Origin of the sequence: Vibrio metoecus, from assembly GCF_009665255.1 — a bacterium.
GTDB lineage: Bacteria > Pseudomonadota > Gammaproteobacteria > Enterobacterales > Vibrionaceae > Vibrio > Vibrio metoecus_B.
Window position 1 is genome coordinate 2266863 of record NZ_CP035686.1, and the last position, 20032, is coordinate 2286894.

Sequence of the window (20032 nt, forward strand, 5' to 3'; positions counted from 1 at the left end):
TAACATATAACTGAACTTAGCTTTACTAAACTACCAAGGCAGAAGATCAATTAACTTGATATGCATCCAGTTTATATTAATTAGCTATCCAACCACACCATTACCCTATCAGCCCACTTATCGATATCAGCAGGATCAATTAACCCTTTGTGCTTACTAGGTGGATGCGAAATCCCATCAAAGTTACCTTCACCACAAATCACTTCAATGTAATCACGAGGCCACGATAACGACTTTTTAAGCAGTCGGATTTCCAACTCTGTAATTTGTTCTAAAAGACCACTGGTATCTTTTAGCTTCATAAGCATGGTCGATATTGAATTTTTCGCATCAGAAGTGTCCACCTCAACAAGGTGATATATTTGCCCTTGATAATTCAACTCTACGACAGCCAAACATCTCGGGTTTGCATCATCCACCATCATATGTTTTGTACATCGGGAAAGTTTAGGCAACTTTCTTAACGGATGACGATACGTATTACACCCGTGATTTATCTCCAATCTCTCGATCATATCAAGAAAGCAATTGAATTTACTTTCATATAAATATGAATCGTTACTTTCATCATTCAAAACATCATAATTGGCACCTGCAATTGTACCAGTAGCATTATCACCATTCGGAGATAGCTTATTGGGTAGTTCGCAAGGTTCACTATCATTGGACTTAACGCGATTAGCTTTCTGAGTTTTATTTGTCACACGATTAGTCTTGAATGGCTTACGAAATGACAAGCCAACAGATTCAGTATCTAACACTACGCGTTTTTTATCAGGATCCGCATCTTCTTCATCATCAAGTTCATGCAATTCCGGACGTTTAGGCCTACCTGAATTAGCTCCGCTACCTTGACCTATTACCTGCCTTTTAAAATCAGGGTGATAAAAATCTAGTTCATCAGGCATACTCGATGGCAAGTCTTCCACCCTTCTAATTTCCCAGACAAAAAAGCTGTTACTATTCCAGTCGTGCCACCCTGACACTTCTATTTTTGTTCTATTTAAGCGAGGAGGTGCAAAAGAGAAATCCCAAAATTTATACTGCCCACTGGATGTATGCTCTCTCATCATTGTCTGGTGAATACTTTCAAATGAAGTTCGAGCCTCAGGGTCCATCAGTATCCAACTTAAGAATCGTCGTGAACGTTCATCATTAAAAGCAGCAATCGGATAGCTAGAACTAGGCATCACATCAATCTGCCAATGCCCGTTTATATTGGTGATATTGAAGTCTGATGACAGCTTTCCGTGTTCCAAACAGATTCTAGACATATAGTTATCATGCAGAAAAAGAACACGCGCTAGTTCAAGCTGAGGTAGGAAAATAGTTGGACCATCAGGCACATCAAATTCAAAGCACCACTGTTCAGAATCGTGCCCATTCCCCATAGAATGATAAGCTGGGCAGTCCCTTAAACGCTTTCTTCTCCACTGCTGAGCATCCCTAATGGTAAAAGTTAACGGTCTTCCTTTTAACTGATTAGATTGATTAGCACTTAATGGTTTGTAGCGTCGGATCAATGGAACACCAGCAATGGGAATTGATGGACGATCAAGTTTTTTTGAAAAGCTGAGGTTAATTCCCCAAAACACATTACTATTTTTCTTAAACAAAGAACCCACACCCAACACTAACGCATCTTCTGGGATGTGCTTAAATCTGTAATCGCCCATATACCTTCCGTTATTCCTGTCAAAAAACATCGAGCCAGTGGCGTTAAACGCTCCTCACTCAGCCCTGAGCCTCGCAGTAAACGCCACCGTTCAATCTGAATATTTTGTAAATAGAGTGAGATGTACTGACTACCCAATCGCCGAATTTGGTATTGAGCGACCGATTCCGAATACTTAGCAAGAAATTGCTTAGTTAAAGGTAAATACCTAAACTTCCTTTCCGGCATTGCACCCAACTTTAGTTTTGACAGCAAGAAAGTACTCGTTATACGGGGAGAAAAATCATCTTGTTCACACTCCTGTCGTAACTGACATAATCGACGAACGAGCGAGCGATCTCGCTTAGGCCAATCGACCCGCCTATCTTCATATATTATCGGGTGCTGATAGCGTCGATTTATTTTCATCAACCACTCATAATCATGTCGGTACAACCACATGTACAAACCTTGCGAGCCATGTAATCGAGCGTGTTTGCACCCGCGCTCTTTCAACAACTTCAGCCATTGAATTCTTTTGTCTCTATTAATCTGCTTTGGCAAAACCACTGGATGGACATTTCTTTGCTTTTGCGGGTAACGCTTTACGTTAGATAAAATGTCAGATGGTGAAGTATCTTGATCTAGTAAACTGGACTGAATGATCAGGTGTTGCATAAAACTGAAGGTTTTTCGGTGCTTTCGTAAAATAGTTCTGGCCCAGCAGGTATCTCGCTTCGTCAGTGTGAGTTGGTTATCCGTCAACCAACCTCTACTCCAGAACGAATGGATTCGCTCCCGAACTTCATCATGTTTTACATTGGAACCTCTGTTACAACCAGCTAGTACAACCAAATCATGGTAATAGCAGCCCCATTGATAAAAAGTTGGCGATGTTTGAGGTTCCACTTGCAGAAGTTGTTTGACAACATGGCTTATGCGTAAAGATTCCCTTTTATGATGCCGTAATGGCCTGTCATCCGGTGTTGTGTCCGCCGCATAAAACTCATGGCGATGTTCGTAATGAGGCTGAATAGAAAATTCAGACAAAGGGATTGAGTGTTTTAAGCACCAAGTAGCCCCAGACACTTGCCAAGCTCGCATCCAATACCGCTCACCATATTGGGCTAGTTGCTCTTCAAAACACTGAGGACAATATCTGAGTAGCTTCGGCTGCTTAACAATTGAAGCGGCAATTCCGAATACCAAGTGTATGAGCCCTTTGGATTGATTTACCATCCAGCGCATACCGGCCTGTCTTTTTCCTTCTTCAATAAAAGGCGCATAAATAGGGAAAAGCGTGTGCTGGTATATCAATGAAGCCGTCGTAATATTCAAAACCGATGGATATTGCCCGGAAATTTGAGCCAGGTGGCTCGGTAGGTCAACCGTAGCGATAACCTTGCGATCTCCATAAACTTCATCCAATAGCTGCTTAGGCGATATGGTTCCGCTACGAACCCCAGCCCTCGCAACCAAGCTGTAAATCAACTCATTTGGATACGGAACGGGGAAACCGAGCATTTAACTGATCTTTTTCAAATCCAAGATAAGTTTATTGGCCTTGAGCGCACTGTACATATCTTCTTTCTTGGTCAGTTGTGAATACACAAATCGCAAATCGCCAGTTTCAAGGCTAGACCAGTCGGCGCATTTAACTACGATCGCTTTTGGTGTTTTCGGTTGTTGATCGACAAACTGCTTACTTTCATCATACCAATCAAGTACGACCGGCATCATTTCGCGCATCGTCAGTTTGGGCTGTTCACGGAATATTTTTTCAACCAAAGGAATGAGAATTTCAGACTGACAATCGGTTTGTACAAGTAGCTTGTATAGCCGCATCGCTTGTTCGTTATTACTGAAAGGTAATTCCGGATCATCAGGGATCTCGTTGATTTTTTGGTGAAGACTGAGAAGCCGCTTATCAATGTCTTCTACTCGTAAATCCGAGTATTTGGCTATCAAAATTGGGTTACCACGACGAATAGCATCCAACATAGGATGTACCGGCTTAAGCTCATCGTTGTAAACAGAGCGTAAAACGTTAACCGTGATACGCTCCAGTTTTGACGCTATGGCCCGTAGCTGAGCCAGAACAAACAACTTAACCACGATATCCAAAACCCCTTGAGATAACTCATACCAACAATCTCTGATTTCATCGGTCAGTACTTCATCACGCCGATTGAGCCACTGGTATTTCCAAAGCTTATTCGTAAAAGCAACCCATTCACTTTTGGCATTCGGATTTTCCGGATACTGTGGCATGGGTTGCCAATAAACAGAACCGATGCCGGTGGTTCGCCTTGCAGACTGCAATTCGACTTCAAACAAAGGGCGAGCTTTCGGCGTACCAACCAATATCACCGGAATACCGACGGTGTTAACCAGTTCGACGAAAAACTCCAACATTTGCTCTCGACCAACCGCCTTACGAATTTTCAAGCGTTGAATTTCATCGATAACCAGAACACCAATAGCACGTTCATTCGCAACCTGGCTCATAAGAGCCAGTAACGTTGGCACTCCGTGACGCTTGCGACCATGCGTATTTTCATAATTAGTACCCAACCGCTTATCCACCTCACGGAAAAAATTCAGACACAAGCTTTGTTGCGACCCATTATTCGGGCATTCGATTTTCAGGTAGCTGAGTTGAAAAAAGTTATGTTGATCGTGATAGATAACCTGAGGGTAGGTAGCAAGAATGCGCTCTAGGGTTGAACTTTTACCACTACCAGAACATCCGATAAGAGACAAACAGAGCGCTGTCGTTGACACATTTTTGAATTTATAACTCTGTAGATCACCACTCATTACTCTCTGGTAACCATTTTGCAGATGCTTATTAAGTGATCCATCCAATAGGTTTCGACCAACGTAACCACGCCGCATCATGATTGAAATACGTTCTTCCAGTAAGACATGCTGGGATAAAGGCTGAAAGAAGTCATGAAGCAACGCAGCAACCATGTGAGCCCTTTGTCGTGGTTTGTCTTGCAGGTTATTTAACAAGAAAGTAACTTTGCCTTCCAATCCTTCTTTTAATTGCTTAATTTCCATGATTGGAGGCAACGCCTCGATAAACGGATTCCCGTTGTAGGAAGGATTACCGGTATCCTGATAAACAGCAGTGACATATTCACTCGGCAAACTCATTCGTTACCATCCTCATCATCGAATAACTCATCGACATAGCTCGGATAGTCATAATCTTCCTCTGGAACACCATGCAAAGGAATGATATCTGCCGTGTCTTTCACATCTGTTTGTATTTTCGGTTTTCTACTGTCGCGTTCATTTTGTAGCTCAACCTTTCGGTTCGACCGAATATCACCGATGCGTTCAGTATTCGGGATACTTGAGGTATCCGGACTTAATTTCTCTGCTTGTTTGATTTTGTCCATCACTCGCTGTTCATGCTTTCGTTTGTGCTTATCAGCTCTGACTTTACTTTCAGCATGAGTGAATTTTTTCTGCTCTTGTCGCTGCCACACTTCCCAGAAAGTGCAATTAACAAACTCCCTGGATCGTCCAGAGAGTTTGCAAACCCAATGCTCGGCACTGTTTCGACTAGGAAACAGATAAATTTCATCGGCAAGATCGGGATCATATGCCACCAAAATTTTTTGCGGACGAGTCACTTCTTGGGCTCGATGCATCCAACCTTCGACAATCGCTTCTTGGCAGGTATAGTAGATACCAAAAATGCATATCCCCAAATCAGAGACCGTTGCATCTGCTCTGGGAAGTAAACTTAATCTTACTGCTTCTTCAGGAGCTGAGCGCAAGCGGCCAGTACGGTGTTGAATCCCCCAGCTCCACAGTTCTAGTGGCACAGAAGGCAAATCAACCGGCATATCGGCAGATCTGTCGTAGGTCTTCATCACGTGGTACAGATTGTGATAAAGAATTGAGGACAGAATAATCTCTTTAAAATCCGAAATAGATAACTTGGCATCAAGACGATAATCCTTACCACCACGTTTTTTAACGATGGTTCCCGTCACGACACCAGGAGCAAATGGAGTAAAGTCTGCTTGCAACGTCTTGAAATTACGTTCAACAATGCCCTTGGCATCGCCTCGAAACGGAGGCGTATTTTCAATTCGCACCGAGAAACTTTTTTCGAGATTTTCTATCTGATAGCCAAGCAATTCACCTCTGTCTGCCAAAATAGCATCTGGAAATCCGATAGCGGGCCAATCTTGAGATTCGATTTCTATCCCATATTGACGACATAGCTCGACCTTATCAGTCATCGCAACTTGTAAAGCCTGCATAGCGGCTACATAAGAGGGATTTTCAAAACCAATGTAACACCCAACTATCAGGCGGCTGAATACGTCGATAACGATGTAAACAACCGGACGCCCAACAATCCAACTTCGGTTCACGTCGGAAACCACGTAAATATCTGCGATGGTCGCATCAATTTCAAAGCGGGAGCCCGGCCCCAAAGCATGCATAGTGGCCGTTCCGGTCAAAGGTCGAATATCTTTGTTATAGGCATTTTGACTTGCCCGGCTTTTGATTTTTTCTACCTGGGTATATTCACGCTGATAGAAGTGCTTCATCTGCCAATTGGTTGGAATTTCTGCCTCGGGCACATCCGGGAAATAGGTTTCATACATGTCTTTAAAACGCCGGTGCGCGTATGGAAATGAATAACCCTTGTCTGTTAACAAATACTTCTGGATTGCAATCCGGAATAACTTCTCAATGAATTCGTCAACGTTAACACCAATACCTGGCTCATACTTTCTAGGGCGGCCTAATTTTTTCTCTCCCGGTGTGCGTTTTTTGCCTTTTGCACCGGAATTTTTGTAATCAGGAAGAAGCGCGTTAACAATCTGCCCTCGTTGCCAGTATTGGCGAATTAATCGATACAATGTTTGTTTGGTTGTTTTGTGATTTGCCATGACCAGATCAATGGCTTTAGCACGTTGTTTCGGCTGATAGTATTCTTCAAGATGGATAATGGAGCTTATCAGTTCATAGTTTTGATCTCGTTTGACTTGAGCAGTACTGCCATCTTCTGGCGAAATCATGATCAAATAGGAATAGGGATCTTCGATTCGGTGTAAAGATTCATCTTGTATCGCCAAATCCAGCGAATATAAGTCGATAATGCTGGGGAAAGCGCTTTTATTATCGATCGATATCCAAACAAAATTGTTCCCGAATCGGCTCAAAATCCGGAATCGCTCGTTCTCATACTCCAGGACCTCATTGATTCGAAACATGACGAGCTCCTATTAAGTTTCCCATATTCTCAACAACGAAATCCTTACCTTTTAGCAGATGGAACGGTTGGGACAACATATCAAAGTAGAAACAGCGATTAGCCAGTAATTGTCTGATTTCATAGATAGAAGAACCATCAGGCTGATTGTAAATACGGTCAGTCAACTTACAGATATCAGTAACCGTTTTATTAGGATTTTGCCGAAAAAGGTCACTGTAGTACGCCGTCCTGTCTAACAAGACTTCATCCTTAATCTCATCCTGCTCAGCCGGGTATATCCAGCTAATATTCTGGACAAGAGTCGGGGATACATCGTTTTCCGTAACCAGAAACCAAGGGACCTTTTTCAATAACCAATAACGGCGTTCAATTTCCAGTTTTTCAACAACACGGGGATCTTTTAAAACATTAGTGTACTTAGCTTGAATGACATACTGTGGAAGTTGGAGATCTAAGCTATCAACCAAAAAATCGGATGACATGTACGTTTTCACACCGGCTTCGACTGGATGTTTAATTCCACTATCAAGGGCAATATCAAGCGTTTCTTCGCGCCTAAGAGGAAACTGCTCGCGAATATCGGTTGTTTGGGAGTTCCATTCGAGGGTTAAGAATACGGCAAGTTCTAAATCAGATAGCAAATGATGAGTACGCTGGCTTTTATGGCCAAATACACGATGAGAACGGCCATCGGATGGGACATCACGAACATTTATCCAAGGAAGATAATCAGCACCCAAGCCATTACCCCGGCCTTCTTTTATCCAGCGTTTGTATTTTGTTTCAGAGGGTGCATACTTGCATTTTGCCATATAAACTATCACAACTCGGTCATAAAATGAGCATAAGCACAACAGTTTTAGTATGCAACTTTATTACTCACCAATTTTTATGTAATTTGGGAAAATGGCATGATAACTGTGCGCTTAATTATTGAAAAAAAGAGCCGCCAAACGGCGACTGCTTTGAGGTTTTATCAATCGTGGTAGTGAATAGAGGTTGGGTAGAGCCTTTATTCAATCAGTATAAACAAGCGAGCATGACACGATGAACGGAGACGCAAAAGTGTGACTTATGTCCTAATGACTCTGGCGATAGCATCAACCTAAGTTACAGTCAGGGTCAAATTAGCAACCTTGCCACATCGCATCACATCTTTGATGTCAATTCGCGCATATTGGTTCACAGATGCTAGTTAACCAAACTGTTATGTGATAACACTTGAATGAAAACCTCATTTCAAACAATGTCCACAGCCCAATATTATGCGCTTTGTGTTTGAGTAACGGATAGAAACGACTTTTCAAAAGCACTCGACTCACTTTTTTCCAAAGGAGTAATTAAGTCTAAAGTTTCTTGTTCAACTAGCATCACTTTATCATCACCCAGCTTGGAAAGCATGGATACAATTTTGTCCGAAATAACTAACCGATTTGGGTTGGTTATGACCGCTAGCAATTCCTTAGCTGGCACTCCATTAGCATCATCCGACTTTTTAATTATATCCATTTGATGAGGGAACAAAGGTCTTTCAAAAAGCTCCTCCATGAAACGCAAAATCTTGAAGCCACCAAGATCGATATCCCCCCAATGGTAGAAGTTAACTGAATTATTTAACGCTGTATCTAAAGATTTAAAGACTGAGTGCCAACGGCGGGAAGGAAAGCCATTGGTATAAATGATTAGACCACCATCATCAATTTCACGACAGTAGCGTTCAAATGTCGTTTTGTTTTCGATGAACAATACATAACTAGGCTCTGTTGTTACAACAACGTCCTTAATTGCATCAGGTGGAATACCAATAAATGGCCATGCATTATCTACGCAAAGAAGGCCTTTTGTTGTTTTAATCGTTAAATTACCTTTCATTTTCAGAGAAGGGGGGAAGCGGTATAGCCCCCAATAAGCCAACACAGCATCAGGTTCTAAATCATCTAATTCCGGAGTCTCAGGTTTAAGAAGGTTGGAAATCGTTAACTTAAGCTGTTCCAACCATTTAGAGTCTTTAAAAAGCTTCACCGACAATGTTCGATAATCTATGGAATAGTTGCTTGGTTGTTGGTGTAAGTACTCAATAACTCGCAAGGCATCAATAAGCTTTCCATATGAGGTAAAATCACAGCTGAAATACCGTTTTCCCTTCTTCCAACTATTACTCAGCCCCACCTCTAAGTTTTCGAATCGTAAAGGTAACACAAGCCTTGCATCTACAACATGTCGAATAGCCTCTGAGATCTGATCCGCAACGACAGGCTTTTCAAAGTAACTTAAAAAGTCTCTGGATGAAGAGATTTTTATGCGTTGAAGCAGCTCATGGTCATCAAAGCCTCTAGGAATAAAACTTATATCTAACCATGAAACTTGATGTGTGAGATCATTTAAATATGCATGCAATGACTCCCGTTCAGCGATACTAGCTTCATGATAGAACTTAAATCCAGACACTGATATCGGCACATCCAATGAAGGTTTTAACCCTTGAGGTTTATTGACCTTTCCAGCAAGGTTATTGAACAATGCATTTATGATATAAGTCATGGAGTTAGTATCCTTCCATTTCAGCTACACGTTCATCCACCAAGTGTGGATTGATGCTTGGGTCATCACTTTGCAATATCTTCCTAGCCGCATCCTTATATCGCTTTGGATCCAAATACATTGCATCAGCTGACCGGATTACATTATAGCTTTCTTCTACGTATGGGCCGATTTTTGCCTCACTTTCAGGTGGTGCGGCTAAAATCACCTGAAGCCCTATATCCTCAAAAAACTGTAGCGCCGCCTTGGAGTTACTTCCGTCAATCTTTGAAAACGCTTCATCAAATATTGCAATAGCTGCACCACCAAAGGCCTCTTTTCCTGAAATCCTAATCTTGAACGCTGTCATAAAAGCAGCACCCAGTGCGACATAGTATGGTGTTCCTTTCTCTCCACCAGAGCCTTTGGAGACCAATTCGCTAAAGCCTCGTTTTGTACCAGTGGCCTTTGATGTTGACTCTAAGTCGTAATTGTAGAAAGCACGATAATCAGATAGATCCATAAGCCGACCTTCTTCGAGCGTCTTGGTAATTAGCTCGATAGCAGGATGGTCTTCAGGTGTGGCGAAAAGGCCATCTGGACTAGCCAGCTCTATATCACTAGTACTCGTAGCATAAGCGTGAACCTGTTTAAGAGTGCGATCTTCAACCAAGGGGTATTTGAATTGATAAGTATTACCGTTGAAAACAATACCCGTCAGTGCATCGTTCAAGTCTTTGAAAGTACTTTCCACTTTTTGGAAGTTATCCTTCAACTTAGCTACAACTTCTGAACGGAAACCCTTAATCATGTTTTCGCGTACAATATCCGCATCATTTTTATATCGAACGATATCAGTCTTCTCAATTCGCTCAGCATGTTCCCGGCAACGAGCATACAGTTCCGTATCCGACAGACCATCAAATTCACGACGGTCGGGCACGTTATATTCTACGGCATAAGCCATAGCCTTTGATTTTCCGGAGTTTAAATTGTCTTGAGCCCTGTTAGCGTGCTCCTTCGTTTTTGACTGAGCTTCACTAATAATTTCATCGTAATTTTCTTCACCAAAGGTTTCTTGAAGTACCTCTAAGCAATGTATGCTCTCTTCAGTTTCGTGTCCTTCTCGTGCTTCTATCTCTCTCCGTTTATCAATTGCTTCCTGACCTATCGCTCTAAACTTAGAGATCCTTTCCTTCTCTTCATTGATGTCTCGAACAAGGTTGGCATGCTGAATATTCAGATTCCCTTTTTCTTCGTTGGCGTTTTGCAACGTCTTATCGAGAGCACGGTAAGTATTTTCTAAATAACTATCTTCAGAACCTTTCAGTTGCACCAAAGATTCTGTCAGCTCATATATAAAGTCGCAAACTTCATCGTAGCTCGCCAGAGTATCGTATAGAACTACACACTGACGCTTGAGATCTGTAACGGTATTTAAATGATTGTAGACTAAAGAAAGTCCGTGTATTTTCTGATCGATATTGTCTAGTTTGACTTTGAGCAATTCAATTTCTTCAGATAAGACTATAGAACTATCCTTACGAGCCTTCTCGCCAAGCAAAACAAAATCAATTTTATTGCCCCCCCCAATGGTACCGTTTGCGGCTACCATTCCGTCACGGGTAATCGCGCGTTTTGCCTGCCGTAATTCAGACTCGGTTTCTACCAAATCAAGGTTTCTTAGCTGGGCATGTAAGTAGCGCTCTGCAGTAGGGTGGTTGGCTTTAATCAAGCCAGCAGCATAACCTTGCACTTGATTTTCAGGTGTTGTTGGTATTTTTTCGGGGTTTACTAATTTGGCACGCCGAACTCGCGAGTCAGTCGTCTTAGCTACCCTATAGATAGAGATTGCGCGCTCAATCAATTCGGGTGAAGCTTCTCCGCCATCAGGGCCTATAATCACAAGGGCTTCACGATTGTTACCGAGAAAATGTTCAATTCCTTTTTGCCACGACGTGTCTATGACTTCAGCCAAGTCGCACACAGGTGAAGAATTAATGCCTTCAGCATCCAATACCTTAACTAACGCTAACGTAGACTGGTTCAAACTAGATTGACCTTCGCTGAGCTTACTAAGCACTTCCCCTTTTTTTCTAATTTCATCGTCAAGCGGTCTTCTTTCTACTTTCAGCTCAAGTAACTGCTCAGCGACATCAGAAGCAATATCCTCGAACTGTAATAAAACCTCTTCTACAGCTTCGATGTCTTGTTTTGACTGAGGCCACAGAGAATCAAACATACCCAAAGTGCTACCTGACGCAAAACATAAGGCATCAATTGCCTGGTTGAGCTGAGACTTTAAAGTTTCGTCAACGTAAAGAGGTGCATACTCCTTAATTAATTCAGAAATAAGGCCTCTCGCACGAGAAAGCGATGTTATCTTTTCCCGCTTAATTTTGTTTTGGGCTTCGATATCTTCTTCAATTTGCTTTACTGAGCTCGCATAATCGGAACTTGTATAATTCAATAACGCTTCATCACGCTTTTTCTGAAGCTCTGGAATCTTGGTATCTAACTCCCCTAAGCGCTCCAAAACATCTTGGAGCCTTCCATTTTTGTGTTCAAGTCGCTCTTCACAGAAATTTTTATTCGTATCTGAAGAAATGACTAGAGATTCTTGTTCAGCCCACTGGAAGGCTCGCATTTTCCTCGTATTCGTTTCGTATTGTTTTAAGAAATTGTTAATACTGCGAAGCGCTTTCAATCGCTCAAGCGCCTCTGCAATAGTCTTTTGAATTCTTGTAAAGTTTTCGTAGTCGTTTTCTATCCTAACTACATCAATATTTTGCTGAGGTAATATAAAGTCACGACAAAATTCAGACATACTATCGCGCTCTTTGAACGTTAGGCCATTCTTGATTGCACGGAACATAGCTACGGAAGATATCTGATTAGATGCACCAGGTGCAGACATAAGACCTGAGCAAATATCACGGTATTCGCGAGCACTATTTGCAGCCAAGTACGTTCCTTTTCCTGCTCTGAGACGCTGTTCAAAGGTTTTCCATGTGATAACTTGGTCACTTTCAAGCATAAAGTCGTCGGCTTTGATCTCACCGCCATCAAGAGCAAAGTACTTTTTGGTCACTTCTGAATGCTTCTCTCTGGCGTGCAACGAAACACCAAAAGAATAAAAACCGCCATCATTCTTTTTTTGAAACGTTAAGGCAATATAGCTGTTGGATTCCACCCTTGGTTCACTGGCAGAATGTCCTGGCGACTCAGCAACCTCTCCCAATACATAAGATCGCACAGAACGCCCCGATCGTTTACCATTACTACTGGCCGCATTCATTGACATCAGGTGTTCATCTGCACCGGCTAAACAAGTTTGTATACCGTCTAGAATTGAGCTTTTTCCCACTCCATTTTGCCCGCGGAACAATGTACTATTCGGTGAGACTTCAATATCTTCAGCAGAAAATAAGTACCAGTTAACAAACGTTATTCGAACCAACTTATCAAAATGCCTACTCATTTTCAGATACCTCACCACCACCAGAACTAAACTCAACGTCTTCATCATATGACGTGACTTCGCCATCTACTCCACACAAATCTAGCATTTCTTCAATATATGATTGAGAAACCACTTTCATTATTGAAGGGAGAATAGTAATTTGACGCATATCGGTTTCAGTGTTCTTTGGACCCAATTCAATGACTCCATACTTCGCCAATCGCGCAAGCGCTTCATGAGTGTCACTCGATTTAGGCTTAATACGTCCAGTCAGCCTCTCATATTCATCAAGAAGTAAATCTTCACTAGGACTTGTTCGACCTTCATCACAGCATCCTTTCCGTAGTTCGCCATCATGGAGCTTAGCCAATATAAGCAGGAAAAAAGACTCGTTAAGTTTGAGGGCTGGAGTGCTTTTTTTAGGGATAATGCCACAATAAGCATATTGTTCATCGACAAAGAAAGTATCACCAAATGCACCAAACAAGTTTTCAAAATACTCTCGAAAATCCTGGTGGCGCAAAATCTCATAATACCGCCCTTGACCATGTCCTGACTGCCATATGAATTGCTTGGCACGCAGTTCTGCGGCTGCGCCTATAAGGTCGTCCTCCGAAATTTTTCTGCTCTCGTATTTGTCAACTAGATGTCCTAACTCTTTAAGCATTTATACCTCTTCTTAGTCGCAAAACCGTTCCACTCGTAGTGATGGGGCAGTAATGTATTCGTTATCTGTTGTCACACCTTCTACGCGAGAAACCTTATATGTCTTAGACAATTGCTCAAATGGGCTATCAATTGGAACACTGTTATGTAGCAACTCTCTTAACTGTAAAAATGCCAATAGATCCTCTAGGCCATCAATAGACATCTCACAAGTGGTTATTGATGATTTGTCGCCAAGCTCTCTTAATATGTAGTCTTCAAGCCGTTGTGGCTGATCTGTTCTGCGAGTTAAATACTCGTCATAAACTCGACCGTATGCGATATCCCAATTATTTACTGTTTTAATTATCTGCTTTGTCGGTTGTGCTTCAGGTTTAGGCTTACGCGGTGACGTTAGCCTATAACCTGCTACATACTCTTCATGAACTACAGGTGCCGGCAAAAACATACTTGATTCACACAATGGAAAGTTAGCTAATGCCTTCGTAACAGTTTCGATTTTCCTGCCTATCTCTGGCACAGCCTGGAAGCTGTACTGCATAGCTTCTCGGGTACGCCGAATTGTGACGCTTCTATAACGCTCAATAATATCCATCAATCTAGGGATGCCGCTAAAAACCCTGAATATTTCATTTAGATCATTTATGACTAGCTGCTTCTGATGTCTGTAATCTATATGACTATTCTCTCTGGCTAATTTTACCGAGATCTGGTCAAGTTTTTCTTCATCGTTGAGGAGGCGTGTAACAACCGAAAGAGTTTCAGATCGGTATCGATTCGGATGACTATTAATCTTGATATGGTCAAAACTGCCAAGACACTCAGTCAAGAACTCATCAAAAAAGGTTTGAAACAAATGAGCATCAACACTTTGTTCACGCATCTTGTGTGTCACTTCTCGGGCACTTGCTGCAACAGACTTAAGCTCATTACTGAGCTCACGGGTTACTTTTGATGCAAAGATTATTTGGGCGCTGTATTCAACAGGATTTTTTTCTACGGATAACAAAGCTCCATATACCCCCTGAAAGGTAGCGCCTATCGAAAAGTCACGTCTATCGCTAACACTTTTGATAGCTTGTAGCAAGCGAGAAGACTGTTGTGGTATATACACTATCCGGCGGTAACCCACGTCATCCATCTCAATAATCCAGCCGGTTTTCTTCAGTACTGAGTAGATCTGAGCAGCCATGGATGTATGATCCAGAATTTCTTCACCCTCATCTTCCGCTTCATAAACCCACTCGACATTCTGGTTACCAGAAGAAAGAGCATTGTATATAACCTGCCTAGCTTGTTTCGGCGTACATTCACCTTCAATGTACTGGTTGACTAGGGAATCATATATAGCCATAAGGCCCGTACCATATAAACGAGCATTCTTAGAAACTAACGGCCTGAAAAGGTCTGTATTGATATGATCAAAAAACATAAGGCTATAATATCCCAGTGCAACTCTCCTTATAATGAGTCAACAAAATTGACACGTCAAGTTTATTGACTCAATGTGTATCATAGATAAACTAACGTTGTTAGTAGTAATAAGGGCCAAATAGTGACAACAAAGATAGATACTGTCCCATGGGCGCAAATGCAGAGGCTAAAATTCATTGAACGCCAACTTCTTTGGGGGCGAGGGCTTAAAACTCGAATGCTTGTTGATAGTTACGGCATATCTCGCTACCAAGCGATTAAAGACATAAAACTCTACATTGAGATGCATCCAAACAACCTAGCGCCTTATGAACCAACAGAAAAGTCGTATCGGCCTGCTTATGCCTTTACACCTAAACTCATTTCACAAGATCCGATAGAAGTGGTCCGTGCGGGAGGTTTTAATTGTATCGAGGGTAACGAAGTGGCCACCGTACCATTACTTCATCGCCGCATTATTGATGGTGTCATCCCTTCAATTTTAGCTGCCATCGACAATAAATCTGATATTGAAACTATCTACGCTTCATCCTCTACTCCTATAGGTAAGCGTCGCCGAATGCACCCAAAAGTAATAATCTACACCAGTAACCGACTACATATTCGAGCATACTGTTATGAACATAAAGAATATCGAGACTTTGTTCTGTCTCGAATTTTAACAAAACCGAAACATCTAAAACCAAAGACGCTTCCAATTGACGATATTAACTACGCTGAAAAAATTGAAATTGAGTTGTTTGTTAACCCTGCTTTATCAGAAGAGGGACAGGGCTTAATTAGACGCGAATATGGATTGCTAGAAAACAGGAAAGTGTCCGTCCGAAAGTGTCTTGTGCAGTATTTTCTGCAAGCCAACGCTATTCCAGCCTCAAAGAAGCAGTTGGAAGAATCAGAGAGCAGTCCTTGGTCCTTTCCTGTGATCTCGAATTATCAAGACTTCTGGTAACAAGCCTAGCGGAAGGCGTTGTAATCCACTAGGACAAGGTGGCCGTTGATTTTTTACTGCCGAATAAAGAAAAGCTGCGATAGTTTTCTTCGCCTTTTTATTTATATAGAGATGACGTTGATTATATGTGTTGTAAACTTAGTTCTAATTTTTTATTCAGAAGTCTCGGAAGATATAGTTACATCATGGATGGTATAAACTATATATGGCCAAGCGTACCAAACTCACTTTCAGTGTGGAATTTTAGCTAGAAACAGCGCAACTTGTTCTCAATCAAAACTACACCGTTGTTGAAGCCGCAAAAGCCATGGGAGCAATAATACACAATTTCTGGGCATTTTGAGCTAGAAATTGCTTCCATACAGAAAAGGCAGAATCAAACGACTCTGCCTTAGAAATTGACTATCAGCTAATTGAATCTTGCCTTGTGGCGGTGTCTATATTCAAGCAAGAATGCGTTCGTCTTTAAATAACATTACTTTGGCAAAGTTTGGGGCAGCAACCTATTACACCATTGGAGCTTTTAGGAGTTGCTGTATATATAAAATTTGCAGCTGCTGAGATTTTTGTCGAAGCCATAAAAATTGATGTTAGAAAAGGATGTATCCGAGCGTTAACCCAGCAACCATTATGATGATACCGGTTAATGTCATATTGTTTTCAACCCATTCATCAAGCTTACCCATTCGAAGATCCTCTTTCTTTGCTAACTAAGTCAAATCCATGTTCAACACCATAAATTATTTCACGTAAGAGTGTCTTATTTGGTGAGTTCAAATTAGCAATGATCCGACTAATTTCATTACCTAAGTCACAAAGCTCAATATCACCATCTGGAAGGTTATCAAGTGCTAATTTGAGATTTGAAAGAAAAATATCTGGGTTCACCAAATCGGAACTAGGCTCATGGAAACCTCATTTCGGTTAGCCATGAAATCATCTGTAACCCGTTCAACCTCGTCAAAGAAAGATATCCAATCAGGCTTTGTTTCGGTCTTTGCGAGCAAATTACTGTGGGTATTATAAGGAGTCATCCCTTCTAACAGCACTTTTTCGGTCAACTTTTTCTTGCTCATACCATACAACCTTACAGAAGATTTAGATTAGTTGCAGTATAGCAAAATCAGCTAGGTGCCGTTAGAACGTATGCGTTTTAAAAACGTCTTGGGGAATTTTTGATTTAGAATGGCAGCGTACCGATGCGATCGCTGCCATTTTAGTATGATACTTTAATACTTGGTATGCATCTTTATTACTTAGTATGATACTTTATTCCACTCACACAGGTAGCCCTTTGATTTATTGAATATTTACTCGACCGTTACCGCTTTGGCAAGGTTACGAGGCTGGTCAACATCGGTACCTTTGATTAAAGCCACATGGTAAGAGAGCAGTTGCATCGGGATGGTGTAATAAATCGGAGCCACAATTTCGCTAACATGCGGCATTGCAATGATTTTCATCGTTTCGTCGGCTTCAAAGCCCGCGACTTCATCAGCAAACACATACAATAAACCACCGCGCGCGCGTACTTCTTCAATATTGGATTTAAGCTTTTCTAAGAGTTCATTGCTCGGTGCAACCACAACCACCGGCATATCAGCATCGATCAATGCCAATGGACCATGCTTCAATTCACCTGCGGCATACGCTTCCGCATGAATGTAAGAGATCTCTTTTAGCTTGAGAGAGGCTTCTACCGCAATCGGGTAGTATTCGCCACGCCCCAAGAATAGCGTGTGGTGTTTATCAGCAAAGTCTTCCGCGAGCGTTTCGATCTGCTTTTCAAACGACAATGCGGTTTCAATCTGCTTCGGCAGTTGGTGCAATGCGTGTACGATCTCAGCTTCTAACTCGCGACCAATGCGCTGTTGTTGCTTACCAAGTGCAGTCACCAGCATCAACAATGTAACTAGCTGAGTGGTAAAGGCTTTGGTTGAGGCAACACCAATTTCCGTTCCGGCACGGGTCATAAACGCAAAATCCGATTCACGCACGAGAGAAGAGCCCGCAACGTTACAAATCGTCATCGCCGCCATGTAACCTTTCTCTTTCGCTAGACGCAGCGCAGCTAAGGTATCGGCCGTTTCACCGGATTGCGATAAGGTAATCAACAAGCTGTTGGGACGAGTAACAAATTTGCGGTAGCGGAATTCAGACGCGATTTCGACATCACAGCTTACACCCGCTAACGATTCAAACCAGTAACGTGCTGTCATCCCTGCGTTGTAAGAGGTCCCACAAGCCACAATTTGTACATGTTCCACTTTCGCCAGAATTTCTGCCGCGTGTACACCAATGCTTTCGACCACCACGCTGTCATGGGTAATACGCCCTTCCATAGTGTTGATCAGCGCCTTTGGCTGCTCGAAAATCTCTTTTTGCATGTAGTGGCGGTAGTGACCTTTATCCGCAGCATCATGCTCTAATTTCGATTCACTGATTTCACGCTGTACGGGATTACCCAGCAGATCAAACACGCGAACTTCACGGCGAGTCATTTCTGCGACATCACCTTCTTCTAGGTACATAAAGCGGCGCGTCACATTAAGTAGCGCAAGCTGATCTGAGGCGAGGAAGTTTTCACCGATGCCAAAACCAATCACAATTGGGCTACCTGAGCGCGCCACCACTAAGCGCGAAGGGTCATTACGATCCATCACTACCGTGCCATAAGCACCAGTAAGCTGCTTCACTGTTGCTTGTACGGCTTCCAATAAAGAAGCCGCGCTGCGCAGTTCCCACTCCACTAAATGGGCAATGACTTCGGTATCGGTTTGAGAATCAAATACATAGCCACGTTCTTGCAACATGGAACGCAACATTTCATGGTTTTCGATGATGCCGTTATGCACCACCGTAATATCACCTGAAATATGGGGATGAGCATTGATTTCCGAAGGTTCGCCATGCGTCGCCCAACGAGTATGAGCAATACCCGTTCCGCCCGCCACTTGCGCCGCATCAACAGCATCGGCAAGCTCTTGCACTTTACCCAAACGGCGTAAACGCGTGAGCTGCTTATCGCTATCCACGACAGCTACGCCCGCAGAGTCATAACCACGGTATTCAAGGCGGCGTAAGCCTTGTACTAAAATTTCAGCAACATCGCGTTGTGCAACCGCACCAACAATTCCACACATATTAAAACTCCATATTTTTATACTGTCGCGCTTTTACTCAACGTGAAGAGCGCTGAAGGATTTGTTATTTCACCGCAGCGCGAATAACTCGTACTTGGTGAGATTCAATCTGTTTGGCAAATTCGTCACTCAATTCATGATCAGTGACCAACACATCGATACAATCCCAACTCAACTCTAAGTTCGGGATTTTGCGGCCGACTTTGTCTGATTCAATCATCACTATCACTTCGCGTGAGACTTCGGCCATCACTTTGCTTAGCCCAACCAACTCATTAAACGTAGTTGTGCCACGGTCGAGATCGATGCCATCGGCACCGATAAACAGTTGGTCAAAATCGTAAGAGCGCAGTACCGATTCTGCGACTTTGCCTTGAAAGGATTCAGAATGAGTATCCCAAGTACCGCCAGTCATCAGCAGTGTGGGTTCGTTTTCTAATTCATTGAGTGCATTCGCGACATGCAATGAGTTGGTCATCACGACCAGCCCTCGCTTGTCATTCAGTTGCTGAATTAACGCCGCCGTGGTGCTGCCGCTATCAATCACAATCCGATTATGATCACGGATTAATTTCGCTGCAGCTTTAGCTAGAGATATCTTTCGAACTGAAACTTTTTCATTCATTTCATCGTGCATGACTTCTTTTGGTAGCGCGATGGCACCACCATAGCGTCGTAACAACTGACCATTTTTCTCAAGGGAAGCGAGATCTTTACGAATAGTGACTTCTGAGGTTTCAAACTGAGAAGAGAGAGCCTCAACGCTCACCTCACCTTGCTCGTTTACTAACTTCACAATGGTGTGTCTTCTCAATTGTGTATTTCGTTTCGACATTTATCAGCACACTTTAAGTTACGAATCGAAAGCAATTATAGTTAAGTCGAAACAATTAAGTCCATTTATTTCGATCCAAAAAATTAATATTTCACGCTAAAACCTTGTCCTAAGACA

The 20032-nt window shown here is 42.4% G+C and carries 12 protein-coding genes and 1 pseudogene; 1 reads left to right on the plus strand and 12 read right to left on the minus strand.

Annotated elements, in window-relative coordinates:
• Positions 1-80: 80 nt before the first annotated feature.
• The 9 genes from EPB59_RS10270 to EPB59_RS10310 all read right to left on the minus strand — a co-directional run bounded on the left by EPB59_RS10270 (position 81) and on the right by EPB59_RS10310 (position 14908).
• Positions 81-1676, minus strand: coding sequence for a Tn7-like element transposition protein TnsE (locus tag EPB59_RS10270; protein WP_055043676.1), 1596 nt, complete (start codon positions 1674-1676; stop codon positions 81-83).
• A complete protein-coding gene (locus EPB59_RS10275; RefSeq protein WP_055043677.1) occupies positions 1634-3178 on the minus strand; it encodes a TnsD family Tn7-like transposition protein in 1545 nt (514 codons plus the stop codon). Before EPB59_RS10275 ends, EPB59_RS10270 begins: the two co-directional genes overlap by 43 nt.
• The gene (locus EPB59_RS10280) at positions 3179-4816 is read right to left on the minus strand and encodes an AAA family ATPase (RefSeq protein WP_055043678.1); all 1638 of its coding nucleotides are present in this window, start codon (positions 4814-4816) and stop codon (positions 3179-3181) included. It abuts the gene before it with no gap.
• Complete coding sequence (locus EPB59_RS10285) at positions 4813-6903, minus strand: Mu transposase C-terminal domain-containing protein (RefSeq protein WP_055043679.1); 2091 nt, start codon at positions 6901-6903, stop codon at positions 4813-4815. Before EPB59_RS10285 ends, EPB59_RS10280 begins: the two co-directional genes overlap by 4 nt.
• Positions 6887-7717, minus strand: coding sequence for a heteromeric transposase endonuclease subunit TnsA (locus EPB59_RS10290; RefSeq protein ID WP_055043680.1), 831 nt, complete (start codon positions 7715-7717; stop codon positions 6887-6889). Before EPB59_RS10290 ends, EPB59_RS10285 begins: the two co-directional genes overlap by 17 nt.
• A gap of 451 nt (positions 7718-8168) precedes the next feature.
• A complete protein-coding gene (locus EPB59_RS10295) occupies positions 8169-9446 on the minus strand; it encodes a Wadjet anti-phage system protein JetD domain-containing protein (RefSeq protein WP_055043681.1) in 1278 nt (425 codons plus the stop codon).
• A gap of 4 nt (positions 9447-9450) precedes the next feature.
• Complete coding sequence (locus tag EPB59_RS10300) at positions 9451-12972, minus strand: SbcC/MukB-like Walker B domain-containing protein (protein ID WP_154172612.1); 3522 nt, start codon at positions 12970-12972, stop codon at positions 9451-9453.
• Complete coding sequence (locus tag EPB59_RS10305) at positions 12899-13555, minus strand: DUF4194 domain-containing protein (protein WP_055043683.1); 657 nt, start codon at positions 13553-13555, stop codon at positions 12899-12901. Before EPB59_RS10305 ends, EPB59_RS10300 begins: the two co-directional genes overlap by 74 nt.
• A 12-nt stretch (positions 13556-13567) precedes the next feature.
• Positions 13568-14908: a Wadjet anti-phage system protein JetA family protein gene (locus tag EPB59_RS10310; protein WP_141237668.1), complete on the minus strand. Its 1341-nt coding sequence runs from the start codon at positions 14906-14908 to the stop codon at positions 13568-13570.
• A 201-nt stretch (positions 14909-15109) separates the two neighbouring features.
• Between EPB59_RS10310 and EPB59_RS10315 the strand changes: the two genes are divergently transcribed.
• Positions 15110-15937, plus strand: coding sequence for a WYL domain-containing protein (locus EPB59_RS10315; protein ID WP_141237667.1), 828 nt, complete (start codon positions 15110-15112; stop codon positions 15935-15937).
• 678 nt (positions 15938-16615) lie between these two features.
• Here EPB59_RS10315 and EPB59_RS18880 read toward each other — a convergent pair.
• From EPB59_RS18880 to EPB59_RS10330, 3 genes and pseudogenes are all read right to left on the minus strand, one after another.
• A pseudogene (locus EPB59_RS18880) lies at positions 16616-17013 on the minus strand (hypothetical protein).
• Positions 17014-17247: 234 nt separating this feature from the next.
• Entirely contained in the window at positions 17248-19080 is a 1833-nt protein-coding gene (glmS, locus tag EPB59_RS10325; protein WP_154172614.1) for a glutamine--fructose-6-phosphate transaminase (isomerizing), read from the minus strand.
• Positions 19081-19144: 64 nt separating this feature from the next.
• On the minus strand, positions 19145-19915 hold the full coding sequence (locus EPB59_RS10330) for a DeoR/GlpR family DNA-binding transcription regulator (RefSeq protein WP_154172616.1): 771 nt from the start codon (positions 19913-19915) through the stop codon (positions 19145-19147).
• Positions 19916-20032: the final 117 nt, after the last annotated feature.

Excerpts from the sequence above, each read along its gene's own strand:
- EPB59_RS10270 (WP_055043676.1), bottom strand. The coding sequence starts at position 1,676 with ATGGGCGATTACAGATTTAAGCACATCCCAGAAGATGCGTTAGTGTTG.
- EPB59_RS10275 (WP_055043677.1), bottom strand. The coding sequence starts at position 3,178 with ATGCTCGGTTTCCCCGTTCCGTATCCAAATGAGTTGATTTACAGCTTG.
- EPB59_RS10280 (WP_055043678.1), bottom strand. The coding sequence starts at position 4,816 with ATGAGTTTGCCGAGTGAATATGTCACTGCTGTTTATCAGGATACCGGT.
- EPB59_RS10285 (WP_055043679.1), bottom strand. The coding sequence starts at position 6,903 with ATGTTTCGAATCAATGAGGTCCTGGAGTATGAGAACGAGCGATTCCGG.
- EPB59_RS10290 (WP_055043680.1), bottom strand. The coding sequence starts at position 7,717 with ATGGCAAAATGCAAGTATGCACCCTCTGAAACAAAATACAAACGCTGG.
- EPB59_RS10295 (WP_055043681.1), bottom strand. The coding sequence starts at position 9,446 with ATGACTTATATCATAAATGCATTGTTCAATAACCTTGCTGGAAAGGTC.
- EPB59_RS10300 (WP_154172612.1), bottom strand. The coding sequence starts at position 12,972 with ATGGCGAAGTCACGTCATATGATGAAGACGTTGAGTTTAGTTCTGGTG.
- EPB59_RS10305 (WP_055043683.1), bottom strand. The coding sequence starts at position 13,555 with ATGCTTAAAGAGTTAGGACATCTAGTTGACAAATACGAGAGCAGAAAA.
- EPB59_RS10310 (WP_141237668.1), bottom strand. The coding sequence starts at position 14,908 with ATGGCTATATATGATTCCCTAGTCAACCAGTACATTGAAGGTGAATGT.
- glmS (WP_154172614.1), bottom strand. The coding sequence starts at position 19,080 with ATGTGTGGAATTGTTGGTGCGGTTGCACAACGCGATGTTGCTGAAATT.
- EPB59_RS10330 (WP_154172616.1), bottom strand. The coding sequence starts at position 19,915 with ATGTCGAAACGAAATACACAATTGAGAAGACACACCATTGTGAAGTTA.